Below are 14,916 nucleotides of genomic sequence, written 5' to 3' on the forward strand. Positions count from 1 at the left end.
ATGCATCTGCATGAAATGTGGAAAAGGAACAATGCACCAGGTCAAGAAATGATATATCTGGTTACGTTTTTGCATGCAGAAAAATAGAGTAATGCTGGTGCATTACTTTTTATTTTGCTTATTGTTAATATTTGCTTTAAGCATTTATCAGCCAAACGAAACCAAATTCCTATAATATAAAAAACAAAGGATTGAAAGTTTCGTTTTCAATCCTTTTTTATACCTATTTTCTTGATTCAACTGGTGCAATCAAAACTTTTCCTGTTCCACGATAAACATTCACAAGGCCTTCACCAGATGCTGCTGAGCCTGCTAATGTTTTTCCAGAACGTTCTACTTTGAACTCAAGAGTTCCACTCCATGCAATAGCCATATTTCCATCAATTTTTAAAACATCATCTTTTAAAGTCACTTCAATAAGTTCTTCTTGTGGACATTCTGATTCTAAGCATACAATACCAGAACCTTCTATTCCAAGATTAAATAATCCTTCATTTCCCATTGTCGCTGATGATAAATTAGAACGCATCACAGCTTTATGCTTTAATTTTGCATCACAAGCTAAAAATAAACCATCATCTAATACAACAGATTGATTCCATTCATCAAGATCAAGCAATAAAATATGTTTATATGTAGGTTCTAATACTAGAACTCCATCTCCTGTATATTCTGGTTTAATTGCTGATTCTCCAGTCACTTTTCCTCTTACTGCTTTAGATAACAAATCCCCTACACCTTTTAATCCTGTTGTTGCATAGACATTGCCAACCATCCATTGCATTGCCCCTGCCTGTACCACAACATTAGCTTGACTAATATCACAAATAACCTGTCTTTTACGAATATTCATTTCACTACAAAAATAAGCAGTTTGCGCATGATGTGGCATTACACTTAAATCACGTTGATATTCAATGACTTGAAAAGGTCCTTTCTCATTAATGATTTTCACATCATTATTATTTGTAAAATTAGAAATTGTAAACATATTGATGACCTCCTTTTCTACATTGTACTAAACCATTTTTAAGGAGTCCAACTTTTTTTATTATTTTTATATTTTTATTCATCTAAAGAGCTTTTTCCAGTCTGATAATCAATTTTCACATGAGGCTGAACATTATACACAAAAACATTAAATTCTATATCTAAACCTCGATCCTCTACAGACATAGCTTCCATCAATACACCATCAGCCACCAGATTATCTTCTTCAAAAACAGGTGTCACACGATATAAAACATGATTTCCTGTATCTTTCACATAATCAGCAACTTCATTTTCAAAAGGCAACATTCCTTCTGTATTCATATATCTTGTCCCTGTGATTAAATTCTTTTCATTTGCATTTTCACCACTTAACTGATAACCAATCAAATGACAACGATTATATAAATATTTCCCATCTATAAAATCATATTTTTTAATTTGCCATCCAGAGGGTTTAATCATTCCAATATTCCCTCTTTTTTCTGTTGGCATAGTTTCTTCACCAATATTCGCATAAGCTACACCACATCTTCCTAATGAATCTAAAGAACTATATTTTTCAAATGTTTGTGTTGTTAAATCATCCTTATCAAAGTAAGGTTCATTATCATTAATAATCACATAAGGTTGCCCACTATATTCTGGGACATCTTCAATACTGATAGCACTATATGTCTGCTGATGAAATTCAACACCAAGATATCCACCCAGTGCAACAACACCAGCAACAATAATTTTTATAAGTTTCTTTTTATATCTTTTTCTCATTTCGATTCTCCTTGCATGATAAAGTTAATTTCTTCAACAATTGGCTTTAATGCTTGAAAATCAACAAAATCAACTTTTTTATTATACGAATCCACCATAGCTTGATCTTCTGCAGTCATATTTTCACGTGGTTTATTTTTAGTAACCTTATATAAAAGAGTCATCATAGTCTTGTGTTTAAAGCTTAACTTTGAATAATCAATACCTCCACGTAAATGAAAAAACTTTGAGCCATGAAAAAGTTCTGGTGATAATTGTTGTTGGAGAGCATGTCTTATATTTTTTATATTTTGTTCATCTTGAACATCTGCTAAACCTACTGTCACGACAATCATTTGTGTCTGTGATGGTATCATTTTAACTATATGTTTTAATCCCTTAACTCCTCCTGCATATAATCCACCTAAATAAACAATGAAATCATCATGTATATTGTTTACATCTTCTTCGTTTTCTAATGGTAAATATGTTAATCTTGATAATTCTTCAGCATATTGTTTTGTTGTTCCATAGTGAGAACCATATATAATAATTCCTTTCATTTTTATGCCTTCCTTCCATGATATTCATTCCTTTTTCTTGCTCTATACATACAATAAAATAGAAACCTTACTATTTCTAAAAAATCATTTTCTATCACATGACTCATTTATATCCGTTTCTTTTCTGCGCACATAAATTGTGTCCAATATTCCATTATTCTCATGAGATTCTACTAATTGTAATGGAATTGTTGAAAATCCTGTATGAAACAATGAAATGCCTGATCCTAAAAGAATTGGAATAATAGAAATATGATATTCATCAATCATTTGATTTTGCATAAGCGATTGAATGATTTGTGCTCCACCACAAATCCATATATCTTTTCCTTCTTTTTGTTTTAACTCCCTAATCAAATAGCTTGGATCCTGTAAAACAAATTGAATATTTTCTGTTGATTCTTTTTGATTATGTGTTATGACATAGCTTTGAAGTGAAGAATAAATCCACTGATCTGGTGATAATTCTGTTACAATCTGATGATATGTATTCCATCCCATAATAACTGTATCTATATTTTGAATAAATTCTGTATAAATATCTTTTGTTTCCTGATTGGAGTCCTGTCCTTGTAACCAGTCTACTCCACCATTTTGATCAGCAATATATCCATCTAGACTCATCGCAATAAATAAAATAACTTTTCTCATTCATCCACCTCAATGCATTCAAATTATAACATGTTAAATCTTTGTCGTCATTTCTTTTTATATGCAATTAATACTTATATAAATGTTCATCTTTTTTATTTTTAGGAAAAAAAGAAGATTAATACATAGTATCAATCTTCTCATTATTGTTATTGAGCATTTGAAGCTGCGATTTTTACTTTACTGAAGTAATCTGAAATGATTTTACGAGTTGCTTCATCATATTCAAAAACTTCATCTTTATCATTACCAGTTCTAGGCACATAAGCATTAATTCCTTCATAATCTCCACTTGCTAATTCATCCATAACTTCCTGATTAGCAGAAGTATATCCTACAAAGCTTGAATTATCCATAGCAGCTTCATAGCTACAAGCATAATTAATAAATTCATGTGCTAATTCTACATTTTCAGCATTCTTTGGAATCACCATAGCATCACTCCATAAATTTGTTCCTGTTTCAGGCATATAGAATCCCATGTTTTCATTTTCACTCATAACATAAGCAGCATCTCCAGAATAAATCAATCCTAAAGCTTTTCTACCTTGAGCCATGTTATCAATAATTTCATCAGTTACGATTTCTGGTTCCATTGTTTCTACACATTTCACTAACCAGTTATAAGCTTCTTCTAATTCTTTTTCATCTTTTGTATTCATTGAATATCCTAAAGCTTTTAATGCCATCATGAATGAATCACGTTCAGAATCATATAGATAAATATCTCCTTTGTATTTAGTATCTAAGAAAATATTGTATCCTTCTTTTTCTAAATCAGCTTCACTGACTTTTGTTTTGTCATAAACAATTCCTACTGTTCCCCAGAAATATGGAATAGAATATTCATTGTTTGGATCATAAGGTAATCCTTTGACAGCATCAACAAGCTCATCCATACATGTAATCTTATCTTTATCTAATTTTTGAATAAGATCTTCTTGAATTAATCTTTCAATCATATAGTCACTAGGAACTAAAATATCATATGGTTCTCCATTTGCGACTTTGATATACATAGCTTCATTTGAATCAAAGTAATCCACAACGACTGTTGCGCCTGTTAAATCTTCAAAACCAGAGATAAAATTTTCACCCATGTATTCTCCCCAGTTATAAAGGTGTAATTCTTGTCCAGCATATGGCTTATCTGCATTTGAATCCCCTCCACACGCTGTTAAAGTAAACATTGTTGCAACCGCTAATAAACTAGTTAATAACTTTTTCATCTTTTTTCTCCCTTCTTGCTTTAATTAGTGGTACTACATTGATAATCACTAAGACTACCGTTATCAATACTACGACAAGCGTAGATATTGCATTGATTGTTGGGTTAACTCTTTTACTCATTGTATAAACCATGATACTTAAGTTTTTAACCCCTCCTCCTGTTACAAAGTATGAAATGATAAAATCATCAAATGACATTGTAAAGGCAATTAAGGCTCCTGATACGATACCAGGCATAATTTGTGGTACTAAAACTTTTGTTAAAGCTTGCCATGGTGTTGCTCCTAAATCCATTGCTGCATCAGATAAATTTGGATCTAGTGAACGAATTTTAGGCATCACACTTAAAATGACATAAGGTATACAGAATGTAATATGAGCAAGTAACATTGTCATAAAACCACGTTCTATATGAAATGTAATAAATAGTAGCATCAATCCAATAGCTGTCACAATTTCTGGATTCATAATTGGAAAATCATTTAACTGCATCATGACTTTTTTAACAATCTTGCTTGATTTTGATAAACCAATGGCACTAATTGTTCCTACTATTGTCGATACAATTGTAGCAATCACAGCAACTGTAATTGTGACATATAATGATTCCATCATATCCCTATTTTGGAAGAGTTTTTCATACCAGTTTAAACTAAAACCAGTAAAATGTGTTAATGATTTACTTTCATTAAAAGAGAAGATAACCATAAATACAATTGGTAAATAGAAGAATAAAATCATCAGAACCATTAAAATTTTACCAATAATTCTCTTATCTTTTTTCATGATTCCTGATTCCCTCCTCCACTATTACGTTCATCAATTTTTCTAATTGCATACATACAAATCATCATAATGACTGCCATAATCATAGAGATTGCACTACCAAAGTTCCATTCTCCAACTGTAATAAATTGATTTTCAATCACGTTACCAATTAAGAAGAACTGTCCTCCACCAAGAAGTTTAGGAATAAAGAATGAACTCACTGCTGGTAAAAAGACAAGTGTTATTCCACTGACAACTCCTGATAAAGATAATGGCAAAGTGACACGTAAGAATGTCTGAACTCTGTTCGCCCCTAAATCAGCACTGGCTTCTAATAATGATTTATCCATCTTACATAAAGATGTATTGATTTGTAGAATCATAAATGGAATAAAGTTATAAACCATTCCAAGCAATACAGAACCTTCTGTATATAACAACTCCATATCTTTAAGTCCAAAGAAACCTAGAATTGTTTGAGCTATACCCCCATCAGAAAGAATTCCTATCCAGGCATATGTTCTGACTAACATATTAATCCACATTGGTAAAGTAATAGCTAAAACAAGAATATTACGAACACGATCACTGCTTCTTGCAATAAAATAAGCAACTGGATAACCTAAGACAACACAGATAATTGTTGTCTTCACAGCAATCGTCAATGAACGCCATAAGACAAGTAAAAAGTCTGGGTCGGTAAAAAACTTTTTAAAATGATCCAAAGTAAATGTAAAGTTAATGATGTCATTTCCACTTGTTGTTAATGCATAGAAAAGAATTAATAACATTGGTAATAAAATCATTAAGATCACCCATATCATATAGGGCCATGCTAATTGTGAAAAACGTTTCATTCTAGAACCCCATCTTTTCCATGACATGAATATCTTCAGGGAAGAATGTTAAACCGACCTCTTTACCTTCTTCCACATAATCTGTTGTATGAATCTTTAATTCTCTACCTTCTGTTGAGAAAGTGACTTTATATGTTCCTTCTTCAATATGTTCAGGATCAAAATCATAATCTACATAAATATCTACAGATTCATCTTCATCATTTAATTTCCATCCTTGAGCATTTGCCCATGTTTTTAAATCTGTATCTAAGGCTACGGATTCATCAAGTTCATCAACTGTCTTAAAGAAATTGAATGCCATAACCCCTTCATTCGCTCTTTCATTCTTCACAACAGGTTGATTCACAACAATGATCTTACGTTCTACTGATGTTCCACTTGAAGTCGAGAATGTCACTGCATATTCACCAATTTCTTCTTTTAAATCATAATCAATCTTACTGATAGAAATATAATCATCTGTTTCAGGATTCCATGCCTGTGCATCAGCACGCGCAATAATTTCAGCATCATCTAATGATTTGACATCTTCAATATCGACATAGAAATCATTGGCACTGATTTTTTCTTTTCCGTTTTCAGATGTCACATCACGATTTCTGATGACATGCATGTTCACAGTTACGCTTGTTCCTGGAACTGTTTCAACCATAACTTCATAATGAACACCTTTAAAAAGAACACTTAAGACTTCTCCTGTCATTTTTCCATCTTTGACATCCACAATATCAATATCTTCTGGACGAATCACAACATCAACAGGTTGTTTATCTTTAAATCCAAAATCCACACAGTCAAAAACAATATCATCAAATTTCACTTTATAATCTTCTAACATGACAGCTGGAATAATATTACTTTCCCCAATGAAGTTAGCGACATATCTATTTTCTGGTTCATTGTAGATTTCCTGAGGTGTTCCAACTTGTTGAATTTCCCCATCCTTCATAACAACAATCTTATCTGACATAGTTAAGGCTTCTTCCTGGTCATGTGTAACAAAGATAAAGGTAATTCCAACTTCCTGTTGAATTCTTTTTAATTCATATTGCATTTCTTTTCTTAATTTTAAATCCAATGCTCCAAGAGGTTCATCTAATAATAAAACCTTAGGTTCATTAACAAGTGCTCTGGCAATCGCTACACGTTGCTGTTGTCCCCCTGAAAGAAGTGTAACGTTTTTATTTTCAAAACCTTCTAAACCAATGAGCTTTAACATTTTCATAACTTTTTGTTCAATAACGTCTTTACTCATTTTCTTAATTTTTAATCCAAAGGCAATATTTTGATAAACACTCATATGTGGGAAAAGAGCATATTTTTGAAAGACAGTATTTAACTCTCTTTTATGTGCAGGAACTTGACTAATGTCTTCTCCATCAAAAATAACTTCTCCCTCAGTTGCATCTAGAAAACCACCTAAAATTCTTAGTAATGTTGTCTTTCCACAACCACTAGGTCCCAGTAAAGTCACAAACTCATTTTCATAAATATCAAGATTGACACCTTTTAAAACAATTTGTCCATCAAATTCTTTCACTATATTACGAAATTGTATTAACTTCTTCTTATCCATAATCATACTCCCTTCTTTTAAAACATTGGTGGTGTTGTGACCCACAATATTTTGGCATCACTTGAACCATTATTGATAAAATAATGACTTTCTTTACCATCCATATAGAATGTTTCTTTTGCTTTTAATCTATATTTTTTATTCCCACGAACTAAAGTGACATTTCCTTTTAAAATATAACCGAATTCTTCTCCATTATGACATTCCATTTCTTTACTTCTTTCATGTCCATGAATAGTTAAAAGAATTGGTTCCATTTCATTTTTCTGAGCATTAGGAATAACCCATTCAATTGTATATTCGTCTTTTTCATCCACAAAGAAATCCTGTGTATGAAAGACAATCTTTTCTTCCTGATCAGATTGAAAGAACTCAGAAAGATTGGTGCCTAGTGCCTCTAACAAATCTTCGAGTGTAGAGATACTTGGACTGGTTAAATTTCTTTCGACTTGAGAAAGAAATCCTTTTGTGAGTTCACTTCTTGAAGCCAACTCTTCCAAGGTCAAATCATTTTTTATACGCAAATCCTTCAATTTCTTTCCAATGTCCATATAAACCTCCATGTCACTATACTAAACTTTAAATTCAAAAAATCAAACAACTTTATTATACATATTTCTACCCCTAATGCAACAATAAATTTCATATTTTTAAAATAAAGTTCATAAATATTAAACTTTTTTATCAAAATCAATTTGAATATATATAATAAATTCATTATAATAAAAAAGTAAAGGAGTATAGATTATGCACACATATACACATCAAGTTCAATATTATGAAACCGATAAAATGCAAATTACACATCATTCTAATTACATTCGTTTTATGGAAGAAGCGCGTATTGATTTTTTAAATCATATTGGTTTTGGTTATGATAAGATGGAAGAATTAGGTATTAGTTCTCCTGTTATAGGCATTCAATGTGATTATAAAAAAAGTACGACTTTCCCTGATCTTATTAACATTGAAACAAAGGTTTCTGCATATAAGGGAACACGTCTAGAAATAGAATATACGATGAAAGTCAATGATGACATTGTAGCTATTGGGAAAAGTTTACATTGTTTTCTTAATCAAAATGGTAGACCAATTATTTTAAAAAGATCTCTACCTGAATTAGATCAAATTTTTGTTCAACTTCTTAACGAGGATACAAACAATGTTGAGTGAACTCTTTCAAACTGATGGCTTTCATACATTGATATATCTTACCTGGTTTATTTTGCCTTTTCTCTTTGTGTTTTCATTTGCTTTCGGTATTAAAAATGAAGTACACAAAAAAACTGGCTTTAACTTTGCACTATTAGTTGCCAGTATATCCTTACTTTTTATGTTTGCAATGATATTATTTATGTAGATTTTATATGAGCAGAATGTTTCTGCTCTTTTTATATTATCAATAATACGAAAAAACTAGCTTTGATAGCTAGTTATTCATTAAACATCTTTTCTAATTGTATAGCCACTCCATTTTCCTGAACACTTGGACATATGATTTCTGCTCTTTTTTTAATATCTTCAATAGCATTTCCCATCGCAATAGGATGTCCAACTATTTCAAACATTTCTACATCATTAGGACCATCCCCAAAACAGTAACTATCTTTAATATCAATATTTAATTCATGTAAGACATCTAATATACCTGTTGCCTTAGATACTTCATTAGAATAAATTTCTAGGCTATGATGATCTGGATGCAATTCGTAAGAAAAAGATTGAAAACATGAAATCGCATAATCTAACTCTTCCTGATTTTTTGTCCATGCTTCCATTTTAACTGTTCTTTTTATAATATCTTCTTCATCATATTGATAACATAAATTATGAAAATCTATATTACAATGAGAATAGAAATCTAATAAACATTGGTTTGACTGATTCAAATAACAAAGTGTTGGTGTCTGCAAAATATATTCAATATTTTTAGACTTTAAACACTCAGTCAATTCTTTAACCTTTTCTGGATTTAAATATCTTGCTGTTAAATCTTTATTATGATATTTCACATTAGCTCCATTTGCCAGTACATATCCATCAAATCCTATTTCCTTTACATTTTCAGCAATGAATCCATAAGGTCTACCACTTGCAACAAAACATAAATGTCCTTGCTTTTGAACTGATTTCATTGCATTTTTCACTTCATCAGTAATACGTCCTAACTCTGGACAAAACAATGTTCCATCAATATCAAAAAATATAATTTTCCTACTCATTTAATCCACCCATCCAAAATGCTGACATGCTTTATAAATGCCATCTTTATCAGCATCATCTGTAATATATGTTGCTTTTGCTTTTAATTCATCAATAGCATTTCCCATCGCAATAGAAGTCCATTCATCACGAAACATACTCAAATCATTCTTCTCATCACCAAAAACAACAACATCCTGATAATCTCCACCAAAATGATCAACAATAGCTTTAATTCCTACTGATTTATCTCCTGGTTCAACAAATAAATATTCTTTATGAAAACGACACCAAGGTAATTCCTTTAAAGTTTCTAGTTTTTCTTCTTCTGGAGAAAAACAAGCCACATAAACTTTATAGATTTGATCATAATTTCTTGGATCCAAGCCTTCTTCAACAACTGTATCCATATAAATATCATGTGTAAAATCATAAAAGCGATTATCTGGAGCTAAACGTCTTGTTTCATTATCTGGTGATATTGCCCAAATGAATCCTTTTTCTTTACATTCATCAATTAATGCTAGACACTTATCATAATCTAAAGGTTTGATTTCAATTAGTTTTTCATTGATAGTGATTCCATTTCCCCCATCACTCACCATATTTTTAAATCCTAATTCTTTCATATGATTGACTGCCATTGCATAACTTCTACCTGTTGCAATAGCAACAAAATGTCCTTTTGCTTCTAATTCTTTAATTGTTTTTTTCGCTGATTCAGGAACATATTGATCTCCTGGTGTTCCTACAGCTAAAGTTCCATCAATATCAAAGAAAAAATATTTCTTTTTCCCCATCTTTATCACCTCAGTCATCTATTTTAACAAAATCATATAAAAAATCTATTTTTTTACAGATAAAGAAAAAACTATTATTTTCAATATTTTATAGATGATAAAAGATATTTAAACTATTTATAGAATTGGTTTTATATTTGAGTCAATATATATATCATAGTATAATTGAAATAGAAAAAGAATAATATGCCAAGGAAGGATGGTACGAAAAAAGAAGGCAATTCTTTCCATTATAGATACAGTCATAAAGGTAAAAATGACATATAAGATTGTATGAAGAAATAATTAAAATTTCTCTATGACTATTGATAATATTATGAATATTCTTATAACAATGATCAATGCAGTATATTTCACTCATATTGTAATCATTCAGTTGAAGAATACTTAGAAAAAGATGTATCCATTCATAATATTTAATTATATCATTTCAATGGAAAACAATTCTATGATTCAAATAAATTGATTGATGATTTTGCTAATACTATGGTGGAAAATAATAATCATTCATATAGAAATAAGTTCTACTATTTTAAACTTGATGATTATAACTTATATATAGCTCTTATGAGCTATAGTTCAATGATTAAACTTTCTAAAAAACTTATAAAAAATAGTAGGATAATGGGAATAAAGCTTGTCGAGGTAAAAATGTAATATGAAAAAACGTATAATAATAGTTTTAGGTATTATGAGTCTTTTGATAATTGGATTTTTGTTTTCACAATTATGGAGATATAATGACTATAATCCGTATTTCGTGGAGAATTATGATGGCTTTGATTTTATTTATAATAAGGAAAATGAACCTGTTGGTGTTTCATTACAAGATGATACAGAGTACATCTGTTTTCTAAAGGAAAGAGATTCTAAAGCGTATATAAATGATTATAATAAGAAACAACATGAATATAATTGGAAATATGAAGGATATGAATGTGAAGTTGAGCTGATGAGTAGCACTTCATTATGGATATACGGTAAAAAAAGTATATATGTATTTATCAAAACTGATGATTTTTGGATTCGAAAATATGTTGACTGTTCAAATATACAGAACAGTTCAAATTTTGAAAATATAAAAAATATTCAAGACATAGTGAATCCGTATATTACAAAAATGATCAACATATATGAAAAATACCATCAGCAAATTATACAAACTTATCAAAATGGCAGTGAAGAATTAATGCGCAGTAAAGATGAATTAGTCTAAGATATGGATGATGGTTTTATGAAATTTATGAGTCCTAAGATGAATAATTTATGAATTTGTGTTTTAGGTCTTTTAGCACTATTCTAGCAAAACGGCGAATATCACTTTTCGTTTATGAATGATTCAGTTATGTTGCTAATGATTGTTTTATTTATAGGTTTTGTTTTCTTTCCAAAATCATGGTTTCATTGCATTTGGGGATTATTAATGGGATTTGCAGTCAGTATACCTTTATTATTGGAAGTATTTAATGGAACAAATAATATGATTGCTATTGTGTTTGATTCTATTTTATCATTCTTGATCTTTGGTTATTTTGGTTTCCTAATTTATAAAAAGTTAAAAATTAAGGTTTAATAATATTCTATGATTGATTTTGTCAATGAAGACATTATTAAAAATAACTCAACCAAATATTTTTAAGAAATAATAAAAATGGGCAATGATCATCATTGTCCATTTTCATATCATAAGTTTATCATTTTTTATTCTCAAAATTCACATAAAAAAGCTGTACGCATTCACTTTAAAAAGTTATTTCGTTACAGCCTCTTTTATTAACTATTGTAAATATTGAGTGTTTTCTAACATAACACCGCATCCTTCAGCGACGCAGTCAAGAGCATTTTCAGCTACAAATACAGGAACTCCTAATCCTTCTTCTAAGAATTTATCTAAGTTATGAAGTAAAGCTCCTCCACCTGTTAAGAAAATACCTTTATTAACGATATCAGCTGATAATTCTGGTGGTGTTTGTTCAAGAACTTGTTTTGTAGAACGTAAAATTGTCATACAACATTCTTCTAAAGCTTCTTGAGTTTCTTTAGCATTCAATTGAATTGTATGAGGTAATCCTGTAACTAAATCCCTACCTCTTACATCCATTACTTCTTTTGGATCAGCTTCATAAGCACTACCAATTGTCATCTTAATTTCTTCTGCTGTACGGTCACCAATTAATAATTTATATTTATCTTTAACATATTTAATTAATTCAGCATCCATTTTATCTCCAGCAATCTTTAAAGATGTACTTGTAACGATATCACCTAATGAAAGAACTGCAATATCAGTTGTTCCACCACCGATATCTACAACCATGTTTCCTGATGGTTTAGAAATATCTAATCCAGCACCAATAGCAGCTACTTTTGGTTCTTCTTCAATATAAACACGTTTAGCTCCACATCTTAATGCAACATCCTGAATAGCACTCTTTTCAATTGAAGTGATATTTGATGGACAACAAATTAAGATAGTTGGTCTTGAGAAAACTCCTTTTAAGTTAAGTTTATTAATAAAATGAGTTAATAATATTTCAGTAATTTGAAAATCTGCGATAACCCCATCTTTTAAAGGACGAATAGCTTGAAATTTACCTGGAGTTTTTCCAAGCATATCTCTGGCTTCTTCTCCTACTGCGATAGGTTTATTTGTTTCAGTATTGATAGTTACAACAGAAGGTTCATTGACAACAATACCTTCACCTTTGACATAAATAAGAATGTTAGCTGTTCCTAAGTCAATACCAATTTCCTTTGATAATTTCATTGAACATTCCTCCTATAAGCATTTCTATTGTATCATTTTTCCTATTAATTACAAGAAAAAATTATTTCTATATCAACATAATTTTTATCTTTTTCAAAACACTTTCTTTTCCTCAATGATAATATACCAAATGTATGAAATTTATGTGAATATTTTAAAAAAATTTAGATTCCTAAGAACCTAAATTTTATTTAATCATATCAAGTGTCTGTCCAATAAATTTCTCTGGATTATACAATTGATCTCCTTTTTGAAGAATAAAATGTAAGTGATTTTTTAAGTCAGCTTCATAAACATTCTCACCACTTTTACCAATTACATCACCTTGTTTGACTTCTTTATTTAATTCTACTGATACTTCTGATAATGATTCATAAGTTGTAGAAATATTATCACTATTGGTAATAGTGATAACCCAGCCAAGTACAGGATCATTTGTTTTCTTTGTAACAGTACCACTGATAGCTGCCAACACATCAAATTTTTCATTCTTATTGGCATAGTCAATACCTTGATTAGGACGATAAACATCTTCAAATAGTATTAAAGACTGTTCCTGCTTTGTGGCATCATCATCCTTATCATAATAATATCTCACTATCCCTATACCATCTTTAACCGGTGATTTTAAAGTTTCTACTTTCTTTTCTTCAGTTTTGTTTTCTTTTGTCTGATTTTCATCCACTTTGACAACAGTTTCATCTTCAAAATTTTGAGTACGTTCATCTAAAATATTTTGAACAATCCCAATTCCACCTAAAAATAAAGCTAAAGCTAGTGAGATTCCTAATATCTTCTTATAATGAAAAGATCTTTTCTTCATGTTTTCACCTCAACTTAAGTATGAACAAAAGTTAAGAGTCTATACTTTCAATTTCAACATTTTGATAATAATGATGTAAAATCTCTTTATAACTTTTCTTTTCTAAAGCCATAGCTTGAGCACCATATTGACTCATACCAACACCATGACCATTGCCATGCGTAATAAAAGTATAACCTTTTGATGAAAACTGAATTTGAAAACACGAAGATGGTAGCGATAGTTTTTCTCTGATTTCTCTACCTGTATATGTTTTTTGATTAATAGTGACTTTGTCAACATAGCCACTTGATGTATGGGATGTGATTTTGATTTGTTCAGGAACAACATTAAATATATTGGCTAATTGCTGTTTGGTAAAAGTCTGACTCCTTGTATTATGAGGATCAATACTTGTATCCCAATGACTATCAACCGATTTAAGATAGGCCACTTCTCCCGTAAAATAATCTTCACTATTAACAGTTTTACCATTACTGCTAGAAAAAAACAATGCAGAAATATATTCTCCCTGATATGTCATAACTTCACCTTTTGTTTCTTGAATTGCTTCTTCTATTTTCTGTTTATTTTGTGCATATTGTTTTCCCCATTTTTTCTTCATTTCATCATCATCTAAATAAACCTGTGAATTGGTTGTATTATCAACTTTTAAATTCCTTGATAATACAAAAGTACGACTGGCTACTGCCTGTGCCTTGAGCGCCTCCTTTTCAAAACTGACTGGCATTTCCCCGGCAATAACTCCTATAAGATATTCTTCTAATGGGATGGATACAACCTGATCAGACATTTGAACTTGTACATTTTTTTCCTTTGTTTTCACTTGATATTTTGAATGAATCCAAACCATTGCATCCTGATAATGAAAACAACCGATCACTAATAAAATAGAAAATATAAAAAGAAGTTTTACATATATTTTTTTCATCATTC

Annotated in this window: 17 protein-coding genes; 3 read left to right on the forward strand and 14 right to left on the reverse strand. The window is 30.3% G+C overall.

From position 1 onward, the window contains the following. Window positions 1-223: 223 nt before the first annotated feature. The 9 genes from B5E48_RS07835 to B5E48_RS07875 form a co-directional block, all read right to left on the reverse strand. Window positions 224-991: an AIM24 family protein gene (locus B5E48_RS07835; RefSeq protein WP_087304670.1), complete on the reverse strand. Its 768-nt coding sequence runs from the start codon at window positions 989-991 to the stop codon at window positions 224-226. Window positions 992-1,065: 74 nt separating this feature from the next. Continuing rightward, window positions 1,066-1,761: a DNA/RNA non-specific endonuclease gene (locus B5E48_RS07840; protein WP_087304671.1), complete on the reverse strand. Its 696-nt coding sequence runs from the start codon at window positions 1,759-1,761 to the stop codon at window positions 1,066-1,068. Then, window positions 1,758-2,303, reverse strand: coding sequence for a flavodoxin domain-containing protein (locus B5E48_RS07845; protein ID WP_087304672.1), 546 nt, complete (start codon window positions 2,301-2,303; stop codon window positions 1,758-1,760). Before B5E48_RS07845 ends, B5E48_RS07840 begins: the two co-directional genes overlap by 4 nt. An 84-nt stretch (window positions 2,304-2,387) precedes the next feature. After that, on the reverse strand, window positions 2,388-2,954 hold the full coding sequence (locus B5E48_RS07850) for a dihydrofolate reductase family protein (protein WP_087304673.1): 567 nt from the start codon (window positions 2,952-2,954) through the stop codon (window positions 2,388-2,390). Between the two features lie 149 nt (window positions 2,955-3,103). Next, window positions 3,104-4,183, reverse strand: a complete 1,080-nt coding sequence (locus B5E48_RS07855; RefSeq protein WP_087297241.1) for an ABC transporter substrate-binding protein — start codon at window positions 4,181-4,183, stop codon at window positions 3,104-3,106. Next, window positions 4,164-4,970 (reverse strand): ABC transporter permease, encoded by an 807-nt coding sequence (locus B5E48_RS07860; RefSeq protein ID WP_087244987.1) that lies wholly within the window; start codon window positions 4,968-4,970, stop codon window positions 4,164-4,166. Before B5E48_RS07860 ends, B5E48_RS07855 begins: the two co-directional genes overlap by 20 nt. Further along, a complete protein-coding gene (locus B5E48_RS07865) occupies window positions 4,967-5,809 on the reverse strand; it encodes an ABC transporter permease (protein WP_087304674.1) in 843 nt (280 codons plus the stop codon). Before B5E48_RS07865 ends, B5E48_RS07860 begins: the two co-directional genes overlap by 4 nt. Before the next feature lies 1 nt (window position 5,810). Continuing rightward, window positions 5,811-7,388 (reverse strand): ABC transporter ATP-binding protein, encoded by a 1,578-nt coding sequence (locus B5E48_RS07870; protein WP_087304675.1) that lies wholly within the window; start codon window positions 7,386-7,388, stop codon window positions 5,811-5,813. Between the two features lie 17 nt (window positions 7,389-7,405). Continuing rightward, window positions 7,406-7,939: a helix-turn-helix domain-containing protein gene (locus tag B5E48_RS07875; RefSeq protein WP_087244984.1), complete on the reverse strand. Its 534-nt coding sequence runs from the start codon at window positions 7,937-7,939 to the stop codon at window positions 7,406-7,408. Between the two features lie 196 nt (window positions 7,940-8,135). Here B5E48_RS07875 and B5E48_RS07880 point away from each other — a divergent pair, with 196 nt between their 5' ends. Continuing rightward, complete coding sequence (locus B5E48_RS07880; RefSeq protein ID WP_087304676.1) at window positions 8,136-8,561, forward strand: acyl-CoA thioesterase; 426 nt, start codon at window positions 8,136-8,138, stop codon at window positions 8,559-8,561. Between the two features lie 260 nt (window positions 8,562-8,821). Here B5E48_RS07880 and B5E48_RS07890 read toward each other — a convergent pair whose 3' ends face one another. Both B5E48_RS07890 and B5E48_RS07895 read right to left on the reverse strand, forming a co-directional pair. Beyond that, window positions 8,822-9,610 (reverse strand): Cof-type HAD-IIB family hydrolase, encoded by a 789-nt coding sequence (locus B5E48_RS07890; RefSeq protein WP_087304678.1) that lies wholly within the window; start codon window positions 9,608-9,610, stop codon window positions 8,822-8,824. Next, on the reverse strand, window positions 9,611-10,390 hold the full coding sequence (locus tag B5E48_RS07895; RefSeq protein WP_087304679.1) for an HAD-IIB family hydrolase: 780 nt from the start codon (window positions 10,388-10,390) through the stop codon (window positions 9,611-9,613). A gap of 658 nt (window positions 10,391-11,048) precedes the next feature. Here B5E48_RS07895 and B5E48_RS07900 point away from each other — a divergent pair. Both B5E48_RS07900 and B5E48_RS13510 read left to right on the forward strand, forming a co-directional pair. After that, window positions 11,049-11,606, forward strand: coding sequence for a hypothetical protein (locus B5E48_RS07900; RefSeq protein ID WP_087304680.1), 558 nt, complete (start codon window positions 11,049-11,051; stop codon window positions 11,604-11,606). 129 nt (window positions 11,607-11,735) lie between these two features. After that, window positions 11,736-11,963, forward strand: coding sequence for a hypothetical protein (locus B5E48_RS13510; RefSeq protein WP_143747013.1), 228 nt, complete (start codon window positions 11,736-11,738; stop codon window positions 11,961-11,963). A gap of 204 nt (window positions 11,964-12,167) precedes the next feature. On the opposite strand, the gene mreB is transcribed toward B5E48_RS13510, so the two are convergent. The 3 genes from mreB to spoIID form a co-directional block, all read right to left on the reverse strand. Next, window positions 12,168-13,157: a rod shape-determining protein gene (gene mreB, locus B5E48_RS07905; RefSeq protein WP_087245783.1), complete on the reverse strand. Its 990-nt coding sequence runs from the start codon at window positions 13,155-13,157 to the stop codon at window positions 12,168-12,170. Window positions 13,158-13,344: 187 nt separating this feature from the next. Next, window positions 13,345-13,980 carry a M23 family metallopeptidase gene (locus B5E48_RS07910; RefSeq protein ID WP_087245781.1) on the reverse strand — a complete coding sequence of 212 codons (636 nt, stop codon included), beginning with the start codon at window positions 13,978-13,980 and terminating at the stop codon, window positions 13,345-13,347. A gap of 31 nt (window positions 13,981-14,011) precedes the next feature. Further along, window positions 14,012-14,914 carry a stage II sporulation protein D gene (gene spoIID, locus B5E48_RS07915; RefSeq protein WP_241146949.1) on the reverse strand — a complete coding sequence of 301 codons (903 nt, stop codon included), beginning with the start codon at window positions 14,912-14,914 and terminating at the stop codon, window positions 14,012-14,014. Window positions 14,915-14,916 lie beyond the last annotated feature (2 nt).

The sequence above is a fragment of the Massilimicrobiota sp. An105 genome (assembly GCF_002161155.1).
GTDB lineage: Bacteria > Bacillota_I > Bacilli_A > Erysipelotrichales > Coprobacillaceae > Allocoprobacillus > Allocoprobacillus merdigallinarum.